At 45.0% G+C, this 18884-nt stretch carries 13 protein-coding genes; 7 read left to right on the forward strand and 6 right to left on the reverse strand.

Annotation, left to right across the window (positions count from 1 at the left end; all coding sequences use genetic code 11):
* The first annotated feature begins 66 nt into the window (after positions 1 to 66).
* On the forward strand, positions 67 to 828 hold the full coding sequence (gene kduD / locus H5300_RS14175) for a 2-dehydro-3-deoxy-D-gluconate 5-dehydrogenase KduD (RefSeq protein ID WP_017077347.1): 762 nt from the start codon (positions 67 to 69) through the stop codon (positions 826 to 828).
* Between the two features lie 63 nt (positions 829 to 891).
* Positions 892 to 1530 (forward strand): RpiB/LacA/LacB family sugar-phosphate isomerase, encoded by a 639-nt coding sequence (locus H5300_RS14180; protein WP_061022130.1) that lies wholly within the window; start codon positions 892 to 894, stop codon positions 1528 to 1530.
* 138 nt (positions 1531 to 1668) lie between these two features.
* Here the strand turns inward: H5300_RS14180 and H5300_RS14185 are convergent, their stop codons facing one another.
* Both H5300_RS14185 and H5300_RS14190 read right to left on the reverse strand, forming a co-directional pair.
* A complete protein-coding gene (locus tag H5300_RS14185) occupies positions 1669 to 3180 on the reverse strand; it encodes a DUF1214 domain-containing protein (protein ID WP_182796226.1) in 1512 nt (503 codons plus the stop codon).
* Between the two features lie 105 nt (positions 3181 to 3285).
* On the reverse strand, positions 3286 to 4074 hold the full coding sequence (locus H5300_RS14190; RefSeq protein ID WP_017091728.1) for a hypothetical protein: 789 nt from the start codon (positions 4072 to 4074) through the stop codon (positions 3286 to 3288).
* A gap of 130 nt (positions 4075 to 4204) precedes the next feature.
* On the opposite strand from H5300_RS14190, the gene H5300_RS14195 reads away from it, so the two are divergent.
* Positions 4205 to 5131, forward strand: a complete 927-nt coding sequence (locus H5300_RS14195) for a LysR family transcriptional regulator (RefSeq protein ID WP_182796227.1) — start codon at positions 4205 to 4207, stop codon at positions 5129 to 5131.
* Positions 5132 to 5268: 137 nt separating this feature from the next.
* Here H5300_RS14195 and H5300_RS14200 read toward each other — a convergent pair whose 3' ends face one another.
* Positions 5269 to 7875: a hybrid sensor histidine kinase/response regulator gene (locus H5300_RS14200; RefSeq protein ID WP_182796228.1), complete on the reverse strand. Its 2607-nt coding sequence runs from the start codon at positions 7873 to 7875 to the stop codon at positions 5269 to 5271.
* Positions 7868 to 9154, reverse strand: coding sequence for an acyl-homoserine-lactone synthase (locus H5300_RS14205; protein ID WP_182796229.1), 1287 nt, complete (start codon positions 9152 to 9154; stop codon positions 7868 to 7870). The genes H5300_RS14200 and H5300_RS14205 overlap by 8 nt, the downstream gene beginning before the upstream one ends.
* A gap of 445 nt (positions 9155 to 9599) precedes the next feature.
* Between H5300_RS14205 and H5300_RS14210 the strand changes: the two genes are divergently transcribed.
* Positions 9600 to 12047 carry a M9 family metallopeptidase gene (locus tag H5300_RS14210; RefSeq protein WP_182796230.1) on the forward strand — a complete coding sequence of 816 codons (2448 nt, stop codon included), beginning with the start codon at positions 9600 to 9602 and terminating at the stop codon, positions 12045 to 12047.
* A 222-nt stretch (positions 12048 to 12269) separates the two neighbouring features.
* Positions 12270 to 12662 carry a cystatin domain-containing protein gene (locus H5300_RS14215; RefSeq protein WP_108086171.1) on the forward strand — a complete coding sequence of 131 codons (393 nt, stop codon included), beginning with the start codon at positions 12270 to 12272 and terminating at the stop codon, positions 12660 to 12662.
* Between the two features lie 122 nt (positions 12663 to 12784).
* On the opposite strand, the gene H5300_RS14220 is transcribed toward H5300_RS14215, so the two are convergent.
* Positions 12785 to 13363, reverse strand: a complete 579-nt coding sequence (locus H5300_RS14220) for a hypothetical protein (protein WP_182796231.1) — start codon at positions 13361 to 13363, stop codon at positions 12785 to 12787.
* A 232-nt stretch (positions 13364 to 13595) separates the two neighbouring features.
* The gene (locus H5300_RS14225) at positions 13596 to 15194 is read right to left on the reverse strand and encodes an isocitrate lyase (protein WP_182796232.1); all 1599 of its coding nucleotides are present in this window, start codon (positions 15192 to 15194) and stop codon (positions 13596 to 13598) included.
* A 141-nt stretch (positions 15195 to 15335) separates the two neighbouring features.
* Between H5300_RS14225 and H5300_RS14230 the strand changes: the two genes are divergently transcribed.
* Together H5300_RS14230 and H5300_RS14235 are read left to right on the forward strand one after the other, a co-directional pair.
* Positions 15336 to 16289, forward strand: a complete 954-nt coding sequence (locus H5300_RS14230; protein ID WP_017077357.1) for a LysR family transcriptional regulator — start codon at positions 15336 to 15338, stop codon at positions 16287 to 16289.
* A 174-nt stretch (positions 16290 to 16463) separates the two neighbouring features.
* The gene (locus tag H5300_RS14235) at positions 16464 to 18647 is read left to right on the forward strand and encodes a malate synthase G (RefSeq protein ID WP_182796233.1); all 2184 of its coding nucleotides are present in this window, start codon (positions 16464 to 16466) and stop codon (positions 18645 to 18647) included.
* The last annotated feature ends 237 nt before the right edge of the window (positions 18648 to 18884 follow it).

Here is an 18884-nt window from a genome sequence, read left to right on the forward strand (position 1 = left end):
TATTGTATGATTTAATTGTTGGTAGTAATGATACGCAATGAATCCAATGTAATTGAGGAAGCGAGCATGATCTTAGAGTCATTCAGTCTGGAAGGTAAAGTAGCGATAGTGACGGGCTGCAACACGGGGCTTGGGCAAGGTATTGCATTAGGCCTAGCGGAAGCTGGTTGTAAGGTTGTCGGTGTTAACCGAACAGAACCTGAAGAGACTATTGAGAAAATGAGTGCAGCAGGTCATTCGTTCCTAAACGTGAGTGCTGATCTTCTCGATCAAGCGTGCATTCCAGAGGTTATAGAGCGCACTTTGGCTGAGTTTGGCCAAGTCGACATTCTCGTGAACAATGCAGGAATTATTCGCCGCCAAGATGCTATTGAGTTCTCAGAGCAAGATTGGGATGACGTAATGAACGTGAACACTAAGACTGTGTTCTTTATGTCTCAGGCTGTTGCAAAGCAGTTTAAGGCTCAAGGCACTGGCGGAAAGATCATTAATATTGCATCGATGCTCTCATTCCAAGGTGGCATTCGAGTTCCTTCCTATACGGCTTCAAAAAGCGCTGTGATGGGAGTGACACGTGCGATGGCGAACGAATGGGCGCGCGACAATATCAATGTGAATGCGATAGCACCCGGTTATATGGAAACGAACAATACTCAAGCTCTGCGTGAAGATGCTGTGCGTAATCAAGCGATTCTTGAGCGTATTCCGGCTGAACGTTGGGGTAAACCGCAAGATATCGCAGGTCCTTGTGTGTTCTTAGCCTCATCAGCATCGGATTACATTAACGGCTATACCATTGCTGTTGACGGTGGTTGGTTAGCTCGTTAACTGACCTTGTAACAAACACGGTTAAGAATTTTAAATTTGCAGCAATCTTGCAGGAGAACATAAATGAAAATCGCACTAATGATGGAAAACAGTCAGGCAGGTAAAAATGCCATGGTTGCAGCTGAGCTAGAGTCAGTGGCGGGTGGCATTGGTCATGATGTTTTTAATCTAGGTATGACCGACGAGAATGATCACCACTTAACGTATATCCACTTAGGTATCATGGCTAGTATTCTCATCAACTCAAAGGCTGTGGACTTTGTTGTGACGGGATGTGGAACAGGGCAAGGTGCTTTGATGTCACTGAACCTGCATCCGGGTGTGGTTTGTGGCTACTGCCTAGAGCCATCAGATGCGTTCTTGTTTAACCAAATCAACAACGGTAATGCTCTCGCTCTCGCTTTTGCTAAAGGCTTTGGCTGGGCTGGTGAACTCAACATTCGTTATATCTTTGAAAAAGCGTTCACAGGCGAGCGTGGTAATGGGTATCCACTAGAGCGAGCTGAACCACAACAGCGTAACGCAGCACTGTTAAATGAGGTGAAAGCCGCAGTGGTCAAAGATAACTTTATTGATTCGCTAAGAGCAATCGACCAAGAGCTCGTGAAAACAGCGGTTGGCAGTGAGCGTTTCCAACAATGCTTGTTTGATCATTGCCAAGACCCAGACATTGCAGACTACGTTCGTTCACTTTTAGATTAAACCTATCAAGGTCTTACCCGGTTATTAGTGAAGATAGAAAAGAAAAAGAGGAGCTCTGAGGCTCCTCTTTTCTTTTGCTCTATGAGCCTGTTAGTTTTTAGACGCATAGATAAATGATCTGTGATTCGCTCTAGATGATCAGTCCACACGCTTAAAGTTAGGCAACAAGGTTTCAGGCTGCTGCTCTACAAACGCTTTGCTTGGTGAGTAAGCGCGGAAGTAAACAAACCAGTTTTCATCTTCTCGGGTTTGCACCCAATTCGCTTCATTTACACCAGCAGGCTTAGTTGGCGAGAAGTGGAAGGTGTAATTGCCTTGCGCATCTTTAACTGTCCCTTCAATGTTAGAACCCACGTCGGCACGCTCAATATCGTTGTCGATGATGGCGCGGTTCTCTACGTTGTAGACAGTAATTGTCCAGAACAAATCGGCGAAATTTACATCTCCATCTAGCGTCAAAGTATAGTGGTTACTGCCATTTAGCCCTTTGCCATTGTCGTCACGGTAGTTGTCTAGGTAAATCTGACCCCAGCCGCCGTTCTCAAATCCATGCATTGCGATGTCGTTAGTGACGGCTTCATAAAACCAAGCTGCGCGTCCATCGAGGTCCATACCATAGTGACGGTCTTGGTTTGGTGTTGAAGCCGTTGCGATTTCCCACGAATTCCCTTCTTTACCGTAAGCCGCATGTGGTAGACGTTCTGTTTTGTTGAAATCGATGTTTTTGACCATAGCTTCACCCATGATTACAGCTTGTTCTAAGATGTCACGCTGCTGAGCTGATGGAGTAAATGCTTTGCCTTTTTCAATACCTAATGGGCGTAACATGTCGTGCATTATGCGGTCGCGCTCTGCTACTGGCTCAGCTTGAATGGCTTCATTCAACGTTTCCCAAAATGCCATACCACGTGGGTGCTTAGCATCGTCACCACGTTCAGGGAAGTTTACGCCTTTGCTACTGAGCGGCTTGCCGTTAAGGTCAGTAATTTTTAATGCTTCTAAGTCTTTCATACGTTGCTGATCTGATTTAGCCATTAAGCGAACACCCAAGAAAACATAGTTGGTGTCTGACTCAAAAACCTTAGCGCCTTTTGGCAGGTTGCTCGGTGTTTCAGACCCTTTGGCTTTTACCACGTAGACGCCCGGCTCAGTCATCTGAGAAATACCGATTTGCCACATGGTGTGTACTGCGCCGCGCAGTTCATTTGTTGGGATTTCTATAATAACGGGCTCTTTTTCTACGTTAAACCAAGTAATCGCGTAAGGCGTAGAGGTATTGTAAGTTAAACCTCCTAGCTTAGATTCATGAGACTCAACATAAGTAATTTGACCATCCTCTGCACCCATGTCGGCATAGGCTTGTTTCCATGCGTAGTTTGACACCAAAGGCACGGACCAAATGTAAGCTTGTGACGCGCGTTGATAGTCCATCAGTTCAAACAGTTTTGCTGAGCTTTCTTGTGTTGGAATGCCATGAAGAAAGTCGGTTTCGAAAGTAAAGTCACCTGCTCGCGTTTGGATCGTTTCTGTCGCATCACCGTTGCCTGCTATCGCTGTGGCTGAAAACAAGGCTGTTACAAAAACTAGCATGGCAGCTGAGCGTAATGGGCAAGTGAAACTACCAACAAAGGCTTTAGATATCATATTCATAATGTGTCCTCAAAACTCAAAATTATTCGTCAAAACGGGAATGGCTCGTCGAACAGAAATCATTGGTTCAAACTGAAAGAGCTCATCCAAGCAGAAAGTGACTGCTTAAAACTGATAGTTAAATTCGATGCGGTGATCACCGTCTTCGATACTGGTGTTTTCTGTCCAATTTGCAAAATAACGAACGTTCGCCCTTGGGTTAATCTGGTAGCTCGCAGCAAACTCATGTGCGAGTACAGAATCACTGCCCTCGAATCCATAATCTTTGAAAGTTGATGAACCAGACATCGTGCCTAAATACATAGGGTTATAGTTCAACCAAATCTTGTCGGTAAGTTGCATTTTTGCGTACATACCCGCCACGTAGAAAGTACCGTGCATGTTGTAGCGATCACGAAGTTGATCCGCGTCGAGGTTGCCTCCAGAGCCTTCAACCAACTCCTCACCTGCAGCAACACCAACACCCGCAAGCGGATAGAAGTTAAACATGCCCATTTGTGGAAGAGCCTGTATAAAGCTGTATGACGCACTACCTTGATTACTATCGAAATCCCAAGACATATCGACTTGTGTGCCTCGACCATTGGTTAAGTCTACGCCGAAGTTTCTGAAACGAATCGAATCGATACTGTCATCTGCGCCTCGGTTATTCCAACCAATGGCTTCACCAGCGATGCCTTTGACTTCGAAGACATTCATACCCATGGTCGTATCGCTACCAGTGTCATAGGTTTGCCCGATTTTCAGGTTTAAGCCTTTGTCTGTGTAACCGAAGCCACCTTGTGTATAGACGGCTAACGGATCTGACATATCTTGAATTTCGGCTTCTTCCGCGAACGCGACACTCACCAGAAACAAAGGAGTTAGAGAAAGGATTGAACGTTGTAATAACATAGATGCCTCATAAATTTATCTCACTACATCCGTGTACTGCGTGAAGGTGAGGTAACTATACAAAGTGGACATCGTTAAGTTAATTCATATAAACTTAACCATTCGTTAAGTAGTGGTTTATGGTTTGGGTATGAAACTGAATAATGTCGATTTGAACTTATTGAAAGTGTTTGTGGTGGTGTATCAGGAAAAAAGCTTGCGCAAAGCAGCTGAAAAGCTGTTTGTCTCGACACCAGCGGTAAGCCAAAGCGTCAAAAAGCTTAAGGAATCGTTAGGTGAAGAGCTATTTGTTTTGTCCAATAAGCAGTTTCTCCCGACGCCTTATTCTGATGAACTGTATCGACGTGTATTTCCACTATTGGACGGGTTGGTCACGGCGATAGAAGAGGGTAAACAGTTTACTCCTGCCGAACTAAGCGAAGATTTTAAGATAGAGGCGAACCCGCACCTTTTGCCTTGGTTAACACCCTCTCTGTTTCATCAACTCTCAGATGAAAGTCCACTTTCGAGGTTGATTAGTCATACTAGCTCCCAAGATTCACTGGAAAGACTTAAGAGTGATGAGATTGATTTTGTTATTCACTTTGAAGCTGAAAACCAGCCCGCCGAGATCATTGCCGTGCCTCTCGTGACCCTAAAATTTGTATTGGCAGTAAGAGTCGACCATCCTTTTAAAGAGGATGTAGCACAGATAGATGATTTGTTGTCCTTTCCATTTGCGCATGTAGACCTTGCTTACTTCGACCAAAACAAACACTCGCGATTGGAAGAAGAAGTTTTAAGCCAAGGTAAATCGATTAATATGGCGCTTCGAACGACGTCAGTTATTGGGTTAATAGAAACGATTAAGCATTCCAATATGATCGCACCCTGCATGCCTCCGGTGATCGAACAGCACAAGGGAGTATTGCGCTCGATTGTGATTGAAGGATTAGAAGAAGATGCAGAGAAAATGGAGGTATTTGCCTATCTTCATAAGAAAAACCAACACTCTGCCAAATACAAATGGTTACTGGATTTGATCGAAACGGCGATGGTTGAAGCCAACCATCAGTAAGCTTTAACTGTGATTGTTTTTAATTGATTCAATGAGTTGACCAAAAAAAATGCCCTCAATACATCTCTTGAGGGCATTTTTTATTAACTATTTAACTATTTAACTATTTAACCATTGATCCGCTTTACCGTAGCCAGTTATTCACTTTCTGTTTCTTTAGAAGCGCTTGACGCCCAGCCTTTCTCTAGCCAGTTGTCCAGTACGTGTTGCAGTGCCTTCAAAGAGGTTGGCTTCTCTAGGCGACCATCCATCAGTTTGCTGATCATTTCTAACTCGTGTTGTCCTGATTCGCCAGACAAAGCAATAATTGGCGTTTGAGGAGAGCGTGCCTTGATAATTTGGCTTGCGTCAAAACCATTCATTATCGGCATTTGTACGTCCATTAAGATCAAATCGACCTTGTGTGTTTTGAACAGTTCGACGGCATTCTCACCGTTTTTGGCTTGTAAGCTATTGACGCCAAGTCGACTCAAGTACATTTGAACAAGCGTGCGTTGTACTTCTTTATCATCGACGATCAGTACGGTTGGAGCCAAATGATTCCCTGGGGTTAGCGTGCTTGTTGGTTCTGAATTTTGCGTTGCCGCTTGGTTGTCTGGCTTAGCGTCTACGTTGGTTTTGTTTTCAGTTGCGGCTTGGTTACTTTTCCAATCATTGAAGTAAGGTGTACGAAGCGCGTCTGCTTTGGGTGCATTGGGCACAACAGGGAAGTACAGGTGGAACTCAGTAAACTCGCCAAGTTTGGAATGGCATTCAACTTTGCCACCAAATGAACGCATCACACGTTGGCAGTAGCCCAAACCTAAACCACTACCACCGCTTTTTTGGTAAGAGAAGAAGTCATCAAAGATTTTATGAACAATGGCTTCGTCAATGCCGGGGCCGGTATCACGGAATGTGAGGACGTTCTCGTAAGCCCCTGTTTTGGTGCTGATCTCAATTTGGCTGTCTGGATAAGAGTCAAAGTAGTAGATCGCGTTACGTATCAGGTTGAAAATAACGAAGTTGAATAGGGTTTCATTCAGTTTTGCCACAAAATCAGCATGTTGTGGTAAACGAATTCGCTCAATGATCTTCTCGTTCTCAAAGCCATAATGACTGACGGCTTGATCCACGGCCTTGTGGATAGAGGTCATGGTGATTGGTCCATGCTCAGGTGAGCTGTCACTGACTTCTCGCAAGATGATATCAATCAGCTGTCGACCACGTTGAATCGCAGCTTGGCCGTTCTCAATATCAAGTAAGATCTGTTTCGCTGGTGCTTGATTATCAATGTGCTGTTTTAGTAGTTCAAATTGTAATTGCACTTGAGCCAGTGGATTACGCATTTCATGAGCGATTGAGTTAGCAAGGGCACGACTTTGGCGGATGCGTCTATCGGCTTCGATAGTGCTTTGTACTCGAGTTAACAAGGTTTGCAGGGCAGAGATCTCTTCGTTAGAGAACATCTGATCGTTGCTCTTGTGTGATGATACTAACAAGTGCGTGACCGATTTCCCTTGGCCAAACAGAGGCATCACCAAGGCGGTATCGTTGGAGCTCATCTTGTCATACAGGGCTTTGATTGAGCGCTTGGCTGGCGCTGTATAATCAAGCTCCTGAGACAACTCATCGAACACTAAAACGGACTTGTTAGTAGACAGATAATCTTCGTAGAAGGTTTCGTTGTAGTTGCTGTTAACTAGACGTAGCTTATCTTCTGGAATTTGCAGTAGGCTACCCAAACGACGCATTGCATCATCAATTGAAAGCTTGAAATCCTCTTCTAGCGCGAGGATCTGTTGTACTGGCGTTTTCTTGTTTCCGTAGATAAAGAAGGAGGCGTAGTCGCTCACACGTTTGTAGAGTAAATGCCAAGTGATGCCGATAACTGCGCAGATCGGGATAGCAATGAGCCATTGGTTATCGTCTGTCAGTGGGATAAATATCGCGCCAAAAGGTATCACCAAAATTGCACACACCAACAACGTATTTAGGCTCATGTACGCAAGGTATTTCACGCTATAGAAGCGAGAGGTCAGTAGAGCATAGCCAACGAACAACATCTCACTGATCGACAAGGCGGGTGGCAGCCAAGTGAGTGAGAAGTCACGCAAGAAGTAGGTCATACCTAGATGGATTGTCGCAGTAGACAGCATGAACACTAAGATGCCCGCGATCATGTAGTTGGTTTTGGCTAAGGTAAGCTTGCTGCTGTTGGCGCGCATGGCCACGAGGTTGAATAGCGTCAGGACAACGAAGCTGATCATCCCGATAAAGAAGTACGGTGTGTGTGTGCCAAACTCGATCACGAACTGGCTTGGGCCAGCAATCGTGACATGTTCAACGGTTAACCCCGGACTTAAATTGATAAAGAAGGAGTAGACAGTCAGTGTGACAAAAATGGCTTGCTGCCACGCATGAACCTTACCATTACGTTGTTCGGCTGCGAGTTTGCACGAGAAGTAATAGGCAAAGGCAAACGCAAAGAAAGAGGCGAGGTTGGCAAACTTTGCCGCGAACACAGCGGCCGAGGCCCCAAGTTCTGGCAATAAATCGGTATGGAAATAGGCGTTGCTACTGATCCACGCAACAATACAGATCGAATAGGCGATGTACGGGGCATGGTGTGTCCCCGCAATGACTTCGTTTTTTTGTTTTAGGCGGTAGCAATAATAGAGCAACCACATAACAACCACAGCCACGGTAGCAAGCAGCGTGATTGCTTTTGCATAGATGATCGCCTCTAGGCCAAAATCAAACATGTTCATCCTTTCTTACCGAACTCGGTTTTAATACTGCCCTTACTTTTTTTTCTGAGATCGTTTTTGCTGAGATTGTTTTTTCTGCAGAGCTCAATTTTTCTAGTGAGCTTAGCTTTCGGCTCTCACGCACTGCGCTTTTGTAGCTGCGAAAATCGACGTCATTGAATGCTTTTGCCATCATCTCGAAATTCCAGAACCCACGATAAATTGTTGTGCCGTCATCATTTAATTCGCAATACCCTGAGTGGAAGTACGCATTGGGTTCAATAGTTTGATAAAACTGAAGCATGAAAGGTTGCTCGATAATAGTGAAACCGATTTTGTACCCTATTTGGTGTAAGACACTCATCAGCTCTTTTTGAGCAAGATAGAGGAAATAGAGCTTTTGTTGAGTCTTGCCACTGACTGTCAGACGCAGTACTTCACATAGGTCGTGTTTAGCCGACAATTGTAACTGGAATTGCTGGTCAAATTCTGGCAGAGAGTAACACTTTGACAGTGTAGGCGGTGTGAAAAGTTGTAGCTTCGCCAGTTCGTCGTAACCGTGATTGGGTAAACAGTAGTGCCATTGCTCATTGCTGAACGGGGGCGCGTAACTTAACCACGTATCACTCTTTGACCAATCTTGAATCAGCGCAGAGGAAACCAGTGTCGGAAAGGCTTCATCAACTGGATGTTTGAGTAGAATAAAATGCTTACCTGACTGAGAAAGGTGTAATAAAGGCAGCATCTCAAACCATTTCTCGCCCTTGATGAACACCTCAAGATTGCTTAAAGCAATGGCATCGCTGATTGACATTCCTTGTGGGTGACAGGGCGTTTGCACTACAAGTTGAGCATCTTCGATGTGTTCAACGATTGCACCGTAGTAGGCACTATCTTTAATGGGCAGATCAACAGAAGAAGGGGACTTGGTGTTCAATGGTGATTTTGCTTTGATTGCGGCAATTTCACATTCACACCAAAAATCTAACCAATGCATGTAGCACTGGCCTACGGCCTGCTCTAGAAGAACAACCTCTGCAGATAGTGTGTTTGGATAGCGCAGAATCAGATCGCGGTAGTCCATCACCTCAAACAATACCGAATAGCTTTTGTTTTGATGCTCAGGGAAAAGCAATTCTAATTGGCTTCTACGATATTCAGTCACGCTTTGGAAAAGAGCAGTGCGCTCTTGTGGCTGATAAGTATTGATGACGAGCTCTATCAGCGCTCGCTGTTTTATTTCGATAGACAGACTGCTAGCCAACAGTGAGCCTAAAGACGACGTTATTTTCATTTGATTAACCGAACCTAGCCTAGGTTTATATAATTATTTTTATTCGATCTGCACTGTCTACAGGACACAAATTTTTTAGTATTTTTTTGAGTCATGTTACTTGGAGCGAGTCTGTCGTAACTTTACTTGAGCCTATTACTTGAGGGATAAGTTGCATAATCGGGCAAGATTCTACTACTTGCACGGCCCCTTAACAACATAGGCTTGTCATATATTGACTAAATCATGTAAGAATAAAATACATTACTATCAACAGTTTGTGTTGGATGTTCCTGTATTTGATCCAAGTGTAGTTAAGTCGAGCATAAACTTTTGAATTTATAAAATAACGTGAAATATCTATTTTTTGAACCAATCTCATAAATCATATGCAAGTAAATTCACCTTGTTAGTTGTAAGGAATATAACGGCGACCCTAAATATACAATTAACTAATGAGTGTCGTATGTCTCATCCCCGTTTATTCCCCCGTCATCGTTTGGCACTTGCTTGCATGATCGCCAGTGTTTCTAGTTTTTCTTTTGCCGAAAATCAATGTGATGTTGCTGATCTTCAACAGGCATCTGATCTTGCTTCTTCAGTTTCAGCAGCAGACAACGCTTGTTATAGCGCTTGGTTCTCGGCAGATGAAAGTTCATTGAACAATATCTACAGCGAAGCGAGCTTAAGTCGCATTCAATTTACGCTGAACCTAGAAATAGCCCGTTATCGAGGCGAACCTGAACAAGCTCGTAGGCTAGAAAACCTTGGTGAGTTTGTTCGTGCGGCTTATTACGTTCGCTATAACGCGCAAGCACAAGACTTCAGTGAAGCGTTGAGCCAGCGGTTTGCTCAGTCAACCATTGCCTTCCTTACTAATCCTAATGCGCTAAACCAAGGTCGTGAACAAGTTGGCGCAATGAAAAGCCTGACGCTAATGGTTGATAACGTAAAGCAACTGCCACTCACAATGGATGCACAACTTGCGGCACTGAGTCACTTCAATAGAGAGACCGCGCAAGACTCACAATGGGTCGACGGGCTAAACAATCTGTTTCGAGCAATGGCTGGTCACGCGGCTAGAGATGATTTTTACGATTATATGGCGAGTCATACTCAGCATATCGATACACTTGCAGCGTTCGCTCGTGATAACTCATGGGCACTGGATACTGATGCCGGCTTTCTTGTTTATAACGCAGTCCGTGAAACAGGTCGCTTGCTTGCAAGCCCAAATAAAGAAACTAAAGACAAAGCGTTGCGAGTTATGCAGCAAGTGATGGCACAAAACCCGCTTGGCAGTGAGCACGACAAACTTTGGTTAGCAGCGGTTGAGATGATGGGGTATTACGCTCCTGAAGGCTTAAACGGATTGGATCTTGAGCAAGCAAAACGTGATTTAGCGATGCGTGTTCTACCTAATCGTCATGAATGCCAAGGGCCTGCCATTATTCGATCTCAAGATTTGAGTGCGTCACAAGCCATTGAAGCGTGTGATGTGTTGGCGGCCAAAGAAGCACAGTTTCATCAAGTGGCGAATACGGGCCAACAACCTGTAGCCGACGATAACAACAACCGCGTTGAAGTGGCGGTATTTGGCAGTAAAGGCAGCTACACCGATTACTCTGCATTCTTGTTTGGAAACTCCACCGATAACGGCGGTCAGTATTTAGAAGGAAACCCTGCTGAAGTGGGTAACGTGGCACGTTTCGTTGCTTACCGTTACGCCAATGGCGATGACCTTTCTATTCTCAATTTAGAGCATGAATATACTCACTATCTCGATGCGCGCTTTAACCAGTATGGTTCCTTTAGTGACAATTTGGCTCATGGCTATGTAGTGTGGTGGCTAGAAGGTTTTGCCGAGTTCATGCATTACCAGCAAGGCTACGATGCCGCGATTAATTTGATTGCTAGTGGAAAAATGAGTCTGTCGGATGTGTTTGCGACCACTTACTCCCACGATTCTAATCGTATCTACCGATGGGGTTACCTAGCGGTGCGCTTTATGATGGAAGAACACCCGCAAGACGTGGAAAGCTTATTGGCATTGTCTCGTTCTGGTCAGTTTGCCGAATGGGCGCAGCAAGTGAAAGTGTATGGGCAACAATACAATGGTGAGTTTGAGCGTTGGTTAGAATCTGTCTCAACCGAGTCTGAAATACCAAACCCGGATCCGAATCCAGGAGAGCCAACTGATCCCACCGAGAAGTTCACTGTGCTTGTCGCGAACCAAAGCGTAGTGCTGAGCGGAGAGGCGTATAGCGAGCAGTTGTTTTATGTTGATGTGCCAGAAAACACCAAGCATTTCGAGGTTTCTATTGAAGGTCATGCTCTAGGACAAAGCCAAGGTGATGCTGACCTCTACGTGAGTTACAACAAACAGGCGCATTACTATGATTTTGAATTCAGCCAATATGGTAATGGTAGCAATGAGCATGTGACGTTTGAACCAGAGGCATCAGGTTATATCAAACCGGGACGCTACTACATGAGTATTGCGGGGCGTACCGATTTCAATGATGTGGCACTGTTGGCTTCGCTAGAAACAGAAACGCCAACACCACCAACACAAGAACAAGATGATTTAACGCCTGTAGTATTGGAATCCGGTCAGGCTCAAGTATTGACTGTGCACCAACGACGTTATGCAGCAGTCTATGTACCACAGGGCGTACAAGAGGTTCGAGTGTGGTTGAACGATAAGAATACTGAGCAACCAAATCGAGGCAACGTTGATCTGTTCGCCAGTCACTCATATTGGCCAACGGCAGAGCAACATGACTATGCGTCTGATTACCGTGGTAGCAATGAGTACCTACAAATCCCTGTAACAGAAGAAGGATATGTGCACTTCTTACTCAGTTCAGAACAGCAAGGGGATGATGTCGAAATGTTGGTGTACTTTCATTAAGACACTAACCTCAATGGCTTTTTATCATCAATGATATTTAAGCCATTGAGATAAAAAGCTGAGCATGAGTGCTCGGCTTTGTTTTTCTGACAGTGTTCTGTGTTTAGGGGATCGTTACAGCATAATTTCTGATGAAGTGATGACATTCGAGGTTTAAGCTTGTCTGCATATGAAACATCATTGTGGGTAACGCCTCGTGAATGACAGAGGTAGAGAGAATTTATGAAGAAAGTACGATTAACATCATTACTTGGAGTAGCAACCTTGTTTAGTGTCGCTGTGTTAGCAGGATGCAGTCAGAAATCTGAGGTTCCAGTTCAATTACAAGAGAATGCGAATCCGATTTGTAGCACTAAAAATCTGACGGGTGGTTGGTCGCAAAGTGATATCACACCACAAGCTAAGCAAGCGTTAGACGTCGTTCTTGGCCAAATGAACACCTCTGCTAAGCTCAAACAGATCTTGAGTGTTCGAACTCAGGTTGTCGCGGGTTTGAACTATGCTATCGAGTTTGAAATGGATAACGGTGAAGTGTGGAATACCGTTGTGTATCGCTCGCTACAAGGTGACATTGAAATGACGCAACCTGCACAGCAAGGTCGTCTGTGTCTATAGATTAACTGGTCCATAAATTAACTGGTCTATTGATTAACTAGCATGTGAATAACTTCGCACATAAAAAATGGCTCCTAATTAGGAGCCATTTTTATTCTACTTGGAGGCGTTTTTAAACGTTACTAGTTTGCCAATGCGGGTTCCGATAACTCTTGAACACAAGCTCGGCTGATGTCTTCATCAATGTAGGCCATCCCAAGTTTATTCAGATAGTCCATACGATCGGCTGAGCGAAGCTCGATGTCGGGGCCTGCGATGTTGTTCTCTTGATAGATCTCAGTCAAGTGAGTCATAAATTGCTCGCCAACACTCATCATCAACAGGCTCATTGCGCCTACATCCGGTCTGACTTTTGCTTGTTGTTTGTCAGATAGATTGACGGCTAACACGATAGGTTGTTCTTCACCCTCAAAACGAGTGCTGCGCTCGCGAATGGTTTGCTGAGCCCAGTAATACGCCAGTTCTTTGCTCTGGGTGAGAAACACTGGTTCAACCGATTCGGTGTAGTTGTTACCGATGGTCGCCATGGTTTTTGAAGCGGCTTCATTGAGCGCTTTGTCTCCAGAGCGCTTAAGCCCTTGATCTTGAATAGACGCGAGTAAAGCTGAAGATGTGCCGTGATACCAAGTATCACCCGTTGCGAAACCATTTTCTGATAATAGTGTTTTTGCATCTTGTAGGTGTGTCGGAATTGAAGTCATAGGCACTCTCAAAAAATAAGAATCTCAACAAATATGAATCTGAACAAATATGGATACAGTTAGCTTAAACAGAAGTTGTTCGGTTAACCGTGGTGTGGAACACAAATCTGAGGCTTTGAGATAAAGCTGGCAGTAGTAGCTTTATCTCAAAGCCTTCCCCCGGATCTTACCTAAGTAAGAGAGAAGGGCGGGGGAGGCTTTAGTCTTAGCGACTAATCAAAAGTGCTAGCGATTAATCAAATTGATTCGATGTATTCGCTTCACCTGCTGCTTTTAGTGCATTCTCACCAGCAAAGTACTCTTTGTGGTCATCACCCATGTCTGAGCCAGACATGTTTTGGTGTTTAACACATGCGATACCTTGGCGAATCTCTTTACGTTGAACATTAGCAACGTAGCCCAACATGCCTTGGTCACCGAAGTATTCTTTTGCAAGGTTGTCGGTAGACAGTGCTGCAGTGTGGTAAGTCGGCAGAGTAATCAAGTGGTGGAATATACCCGCTTCGCGAGATGCGTCCGCTTGGAATGTACGAATCTTCTCGTCAGCGCTTGCAGACAGTTCAGTTTCATCGTATTCCGCACTCATTAGGCTTGCACGGTCGTAAGCTGATACATCTTTACCTGCTGCTGCCATTGCATCGTATGCTTGTTGGCGGAAGTTTAATGTCCAGTTGAATGATGGAGAGTTGTTGTAAACCAGTTTCGCATTAGGGTGTACTTCACGTACGCCATCCATCATCTCTTTGATTTGACCGATGTGTGGTTTCTCAGTCTCAATCCAAAGAAGGTCAGCACCTGCGTTGATTGCTTCAATACAGTCGAATACACAGCGGTCTTCACCAGTACCTTCGCGGAATTGGTATAAGCCTGAAGGCAGACGCTTAGGACGAACTAGCTTGCCGTCGCGGTTGAAGCAAACATCGCCTTCAGCCATATCAGCAACATCGATCTCTTCAACATCTAGGTATGAGTTGTAGATATCACCTTGGTCGCCCGGTTCTTTCACTACTGCGATTTCTTTTGTTAGACCAGCACCTTGTGAATCGGTACGAGCAACAATAACGCCATTGTCGATGCCTAGTTCAAGGAAAGCGTAACGAAGTGCGCGAAGTTTTGCGTGGAAGTCAGCATGAGGAACCGTTACTTTGCCGTCTTGGTGACCACATTGCTTCTCATCGGCTACTTGGTTTTCGATTTGTAGACAACATGCGCCCGCTTCAATCATCTGCTTAGCCATTAGGTAAGTCGCTTCTGCGTTACCGAAACCAGCATCGATATCGGCAATGATTGGCACTACGTGTGTTACGTGGTTGTCGATTTTGTCTTGGATTCGGTCTTGTAGATTCACATCGCCAGCTTCACGCGCCGCGTCTAGTTGACGGAACAAACCACCTAACTCACGAGCATCTGCTTGGCGTAGGAAGGTGTATAGCTCTTCTACTAGGCCTGCAACCGAGGTTTTCTCATGCATTGATTGGTCTGGAAGTGGACCGAAGTCAGAGCGAAGTGCCGCGACCATCCAACCTGAAAGGTATAGGTAACGACGGTCTGTCTTGCCATCAAAGTGCTTTTTAATAGAAATCAGTTTTTGTTGGCCGATGAAACCATGCCAGCAACCCAGAGACTGAGTGTATTGAGAGCTATCTTCGTCGTAAGCCGCCATGTCTGCACGCATAATATCTGCCGTGTATTGCGCAATATCCAGACCTGTTTTGAATTTGTTTTGAGCTCGCATACGGGCTGCAGATTCAGGGTTAATTGCATCCCATGGAGCACCAGCAGCGCTTTTTGCAACTTCAATCTTTTCGATATCTTGTGTAATTTGCGACATAACTATTCCTTAGTTTCACGTGGACATGTTGGCCAATTTGGCGAGGTCATTTGATTTGGATTAAATCTAACCATGGACAAAGAATAACCATGTATGTGATAATTTTGTTAATTTATAGTTATTATGTTCGGTATTTTTCTTATGAATATTGCTCGTGTAGACCTTAATTTACTTGTGTATTTAGACATGTTGCTACGTGAAAGAAACGTAACGCGTGCAGCAAATCAACTGGGTATTACTCAGCCAGCCATGAGTAATGGCCTACGCCGATTGCGTGATCTGTTTGAAGATCCGCTATTGGTGAGAACAAGTGAAGGGATGATACCGACCGAACGAGCACATAAGTTGCAACCACTGATTCGAAACATCTTGGTTAATGTAGAGAAGACACTGCAGCCGACCACGGAATTTAATGCAGAAGACAGTGAACGCGTGTTTCGTATCATGGCAAGTGACTACGCTGAGTCGACTATTATTCAACCCCTTCTGAAAAGGTTAAGCGAGATTGCGCCGAAAATACGACTGGATATCATGACGCCAAGTGACGTGAGTTATCAGGATGTAGAGCAAGGTACCGTTGATATAATTATCAATCGATTTGACGATATTCCACAGTCGTTCCACCAAATGAGCCTTTGGCACGACGGGTTTTCTTGCCTATTTAGTTGTGATAATCCAATAGCCGACAACTTCGATATTTTGTCTTATCTAAAGGCGCAACATATCTGGGTAAGTAAGACCGGAATGGGAACCGGAGTTGGGATCAACCCAAGCGAAGCGCAAAAGCTCGGTTGGATAGATGAAGCATTAATGCGCATTGGTAAAACGCGCAATATCACGGTGTTTACTCGACACTATTTGTCGGCGATTCTCTTCGCACAACAAAAGAATCTGATCCTGACCATTCCAACCAAAGCGGCTCAACTGCAGCGCAATAACCCTAGATTGTTGATCAAGCCTGCGCCATTTGCGATTGAACCCTTTGAGGTGAAGATGGCGTGGAGTCCATTGTTGCAAACCAATCCCGACCATCAGTGGATGCGTCGCTTGATTAAAAGTGTCGCTAATGAAATCGAGAGTGGAGTGACGGAATAACACAGTTTGTAGGGTATTTTTTTTGTGAATATCCAGTATAACTGGCATAAATTAGCTAAATTTATGTCCGTTGCGTAAGTTTAATCTAGTAACGTAAATTTGAGCTAGTAACGTGAATTTAAGCCAGTTACGTAGATTTAATGAGTAGTCATCAGTTAGTTTGAGAGAGATTTTATGAGCAGTCGTATTCAACAGGGAAGCTTGAACATTGATAGCACCCTCTACCAATTAATTAATGAGCAGGTAATTCCTGGAACAGGCATTGTCGCTGAAGACTTTTGGCAATCATTTGCAACTATCCTTGAAGACTTGGCTCCCAAGAACCGCGCACTGCTTATCAAGCGTGAAGATCTTCAACATCAAATTGACGTTTGGCACCAAGAGCGTGCGGGACAAACGCTAGATGCGGCCGAGTACAAACAGTTCTTACAGCAGATTGGCTACCTAGTTCCTGAGGGCGATGACTTTCAAGTAACGACCGCCAGCGTTGAGCCTGAAATTGCAACACAAGCGGGTCCGCAGCTTGTTGTACCTATTATGAATGCACGTTTTGCACTTAACGCAGCTAATGCGCGTTGGGGCAGTTTATACGATGCGCTCTACGGAACCGATGTCATCAGCGAAAGTGATGGTGCAGAAAAGGGTGGAAGCTTTAATCCTGTACGTGGCGCTAAAGTAGTGAGCTACGCTCGAGGTTTCCTTGATGACGCTGCACCGTTAAACGGTGTCTCTCATAAAGACGTGACCAAATACAGCATCAGCAACGTCAGTATTGGCAATACACTGACAGCGACCTTAGATAACGGCGAAGAAGTCACTCTGATTGATCGCAACCAGTTCATTGGTTATCAAGGTGATGCGAGTGCCCCTTCAAGCATTCTGCTTAAGCACAATAATCTCCATATCGAAATTCAAATTGACCCGAGCGCGCCAATTGGCAGCGTTGATGTGGCTGGTATTAAAGATGTGCTGGTGGAATCGGCTCTCACCACCATTATGGATTGCGAAGACTCGGTCGCTGCGGTTGATGGTGAAGACAAAGCACTGGCTTACCGTAACTGGTTAGGTTTGATGAAAGGTGACTTACAAGAGTCGCTAGAGAAAAACGGCAAAACCATCGTTCGTAACCTAAATCCAGATCGTCAATACACCAGTGTGACGGGAGGCGAGATCTCGCTGAAAGGTCGCAGCATGTTGTTCATCCGCAACGTGGGCCATCTGATGACCAACCCTGCCATTATTGATGCTGACGGTAACGAAGTCCCTGAAGGCATTATGGATGGCATGATCACTTCGCTAATCGCGATGCATGATTTAAAAGGCAACAGCGCGTACCAAAACTCGACCGCGAACAGCATCAATATAGTTAAACCTAAGATGCATGGTCCTGAAGAAGTCGCCTTCACCAATGAACTGTTTGGCCGTATTGAAGATGCATTAGGGCTAGATCGATTCACGATCAAAGTTGGCATCATGGACGAAGAGCGTCGTACTTCGGTTAACCTTAAAGAATGTATTCGAGCGGCTAAAGATCGTGTTGTGTTCATCAACACAGGTTTCTTAGACCGAACGGGTGATGAGATTCACACCAGCATGGAAGCGGGACCATTTGCTCCTAAAACACAGCTGAAAACCATGACTTGGATTGGCGCATACGAAGATCAGAACGTTGATCTTGGCTTAGCTTGTGGCCTGCAAGGTAAAGCCCAAATTGGTAAAGGTATGTGGCCAGAGCCAGACAATATGGCCAAGATGATGGACGCGAAAATCGGACACCCACAAGCGGGCGCAAATACTGCTTGGGTTCCTTCTCCAACTGCCGCGACTTTGCATGCTCTGCACTATCACAAGGTGAGTGTACCAAGTCGTCAGAAAGAGCTTCGCGAGCGAGTGAGAGCGAACGTTGATGATATTCTGACTATTCCGCTATTAGGTAATCAAAAGCTGACTGCGAAAGATATCCAAAACGAATTGGACAACAATACGCAAGGTATTCTTGGTTATGTAGTGCGTTGGATTGACCAAGGCGTCGGGTGTTCTAAGGTGCCAGATATTAACGATGTAGGTTTGATGGAAGACCGCGCTACGCTGCGTATTTCGAGCCAACACATTGCGAACTGGTTACGTCATGGGATTTGTAATGAAGCCCAAGTAATGAAAACCATGAAGCGCATGGCCGCAGTGGTGGATGAGCAAAACGCTAGCGACCCGAGCTACCGCAATATGGCACCTGACTTTGAAAACAGTATTGCATTTTCAGCAGCGTGTCAGTTGGTATTCGAAGGCTGCGCTCAGCCTAGTGGTTACACCGAGCCAGTGCTGCATGCTATGCGTCTAAAACTGAAAGCACAGGGATAGAGAAGCAACCCAATAACAAAAACAGAGAATGTAAAATACTAAAAAAAAGAAACCCCCTTTAACCGAGCCCAAGGTGCCGCGCTTTTATAGCGCGGCTTTTTTTTGCTGTTTTTTTTGGCTCTTCGACGTTTCAAGTGGATTTCAATATTTCAGCGGCAGGGCTCGCTATCATGTAGATCATGGTGATGAAAGTGGCTGTATTTCTATAGCCTCGAGCCCTCGACCTCGCGGCTTGAA

Origin of the sequence: Vibrio sp. SG41-7 (assembly GCF_014164465.1) — a bacterium.
Taxonomy (GTDB): Bacteria; Pseudomonadota; Gammaproteobacteria; order Enterobacterales; family Vibrionaceae; genus Vibrio; species Vibrio splendidus.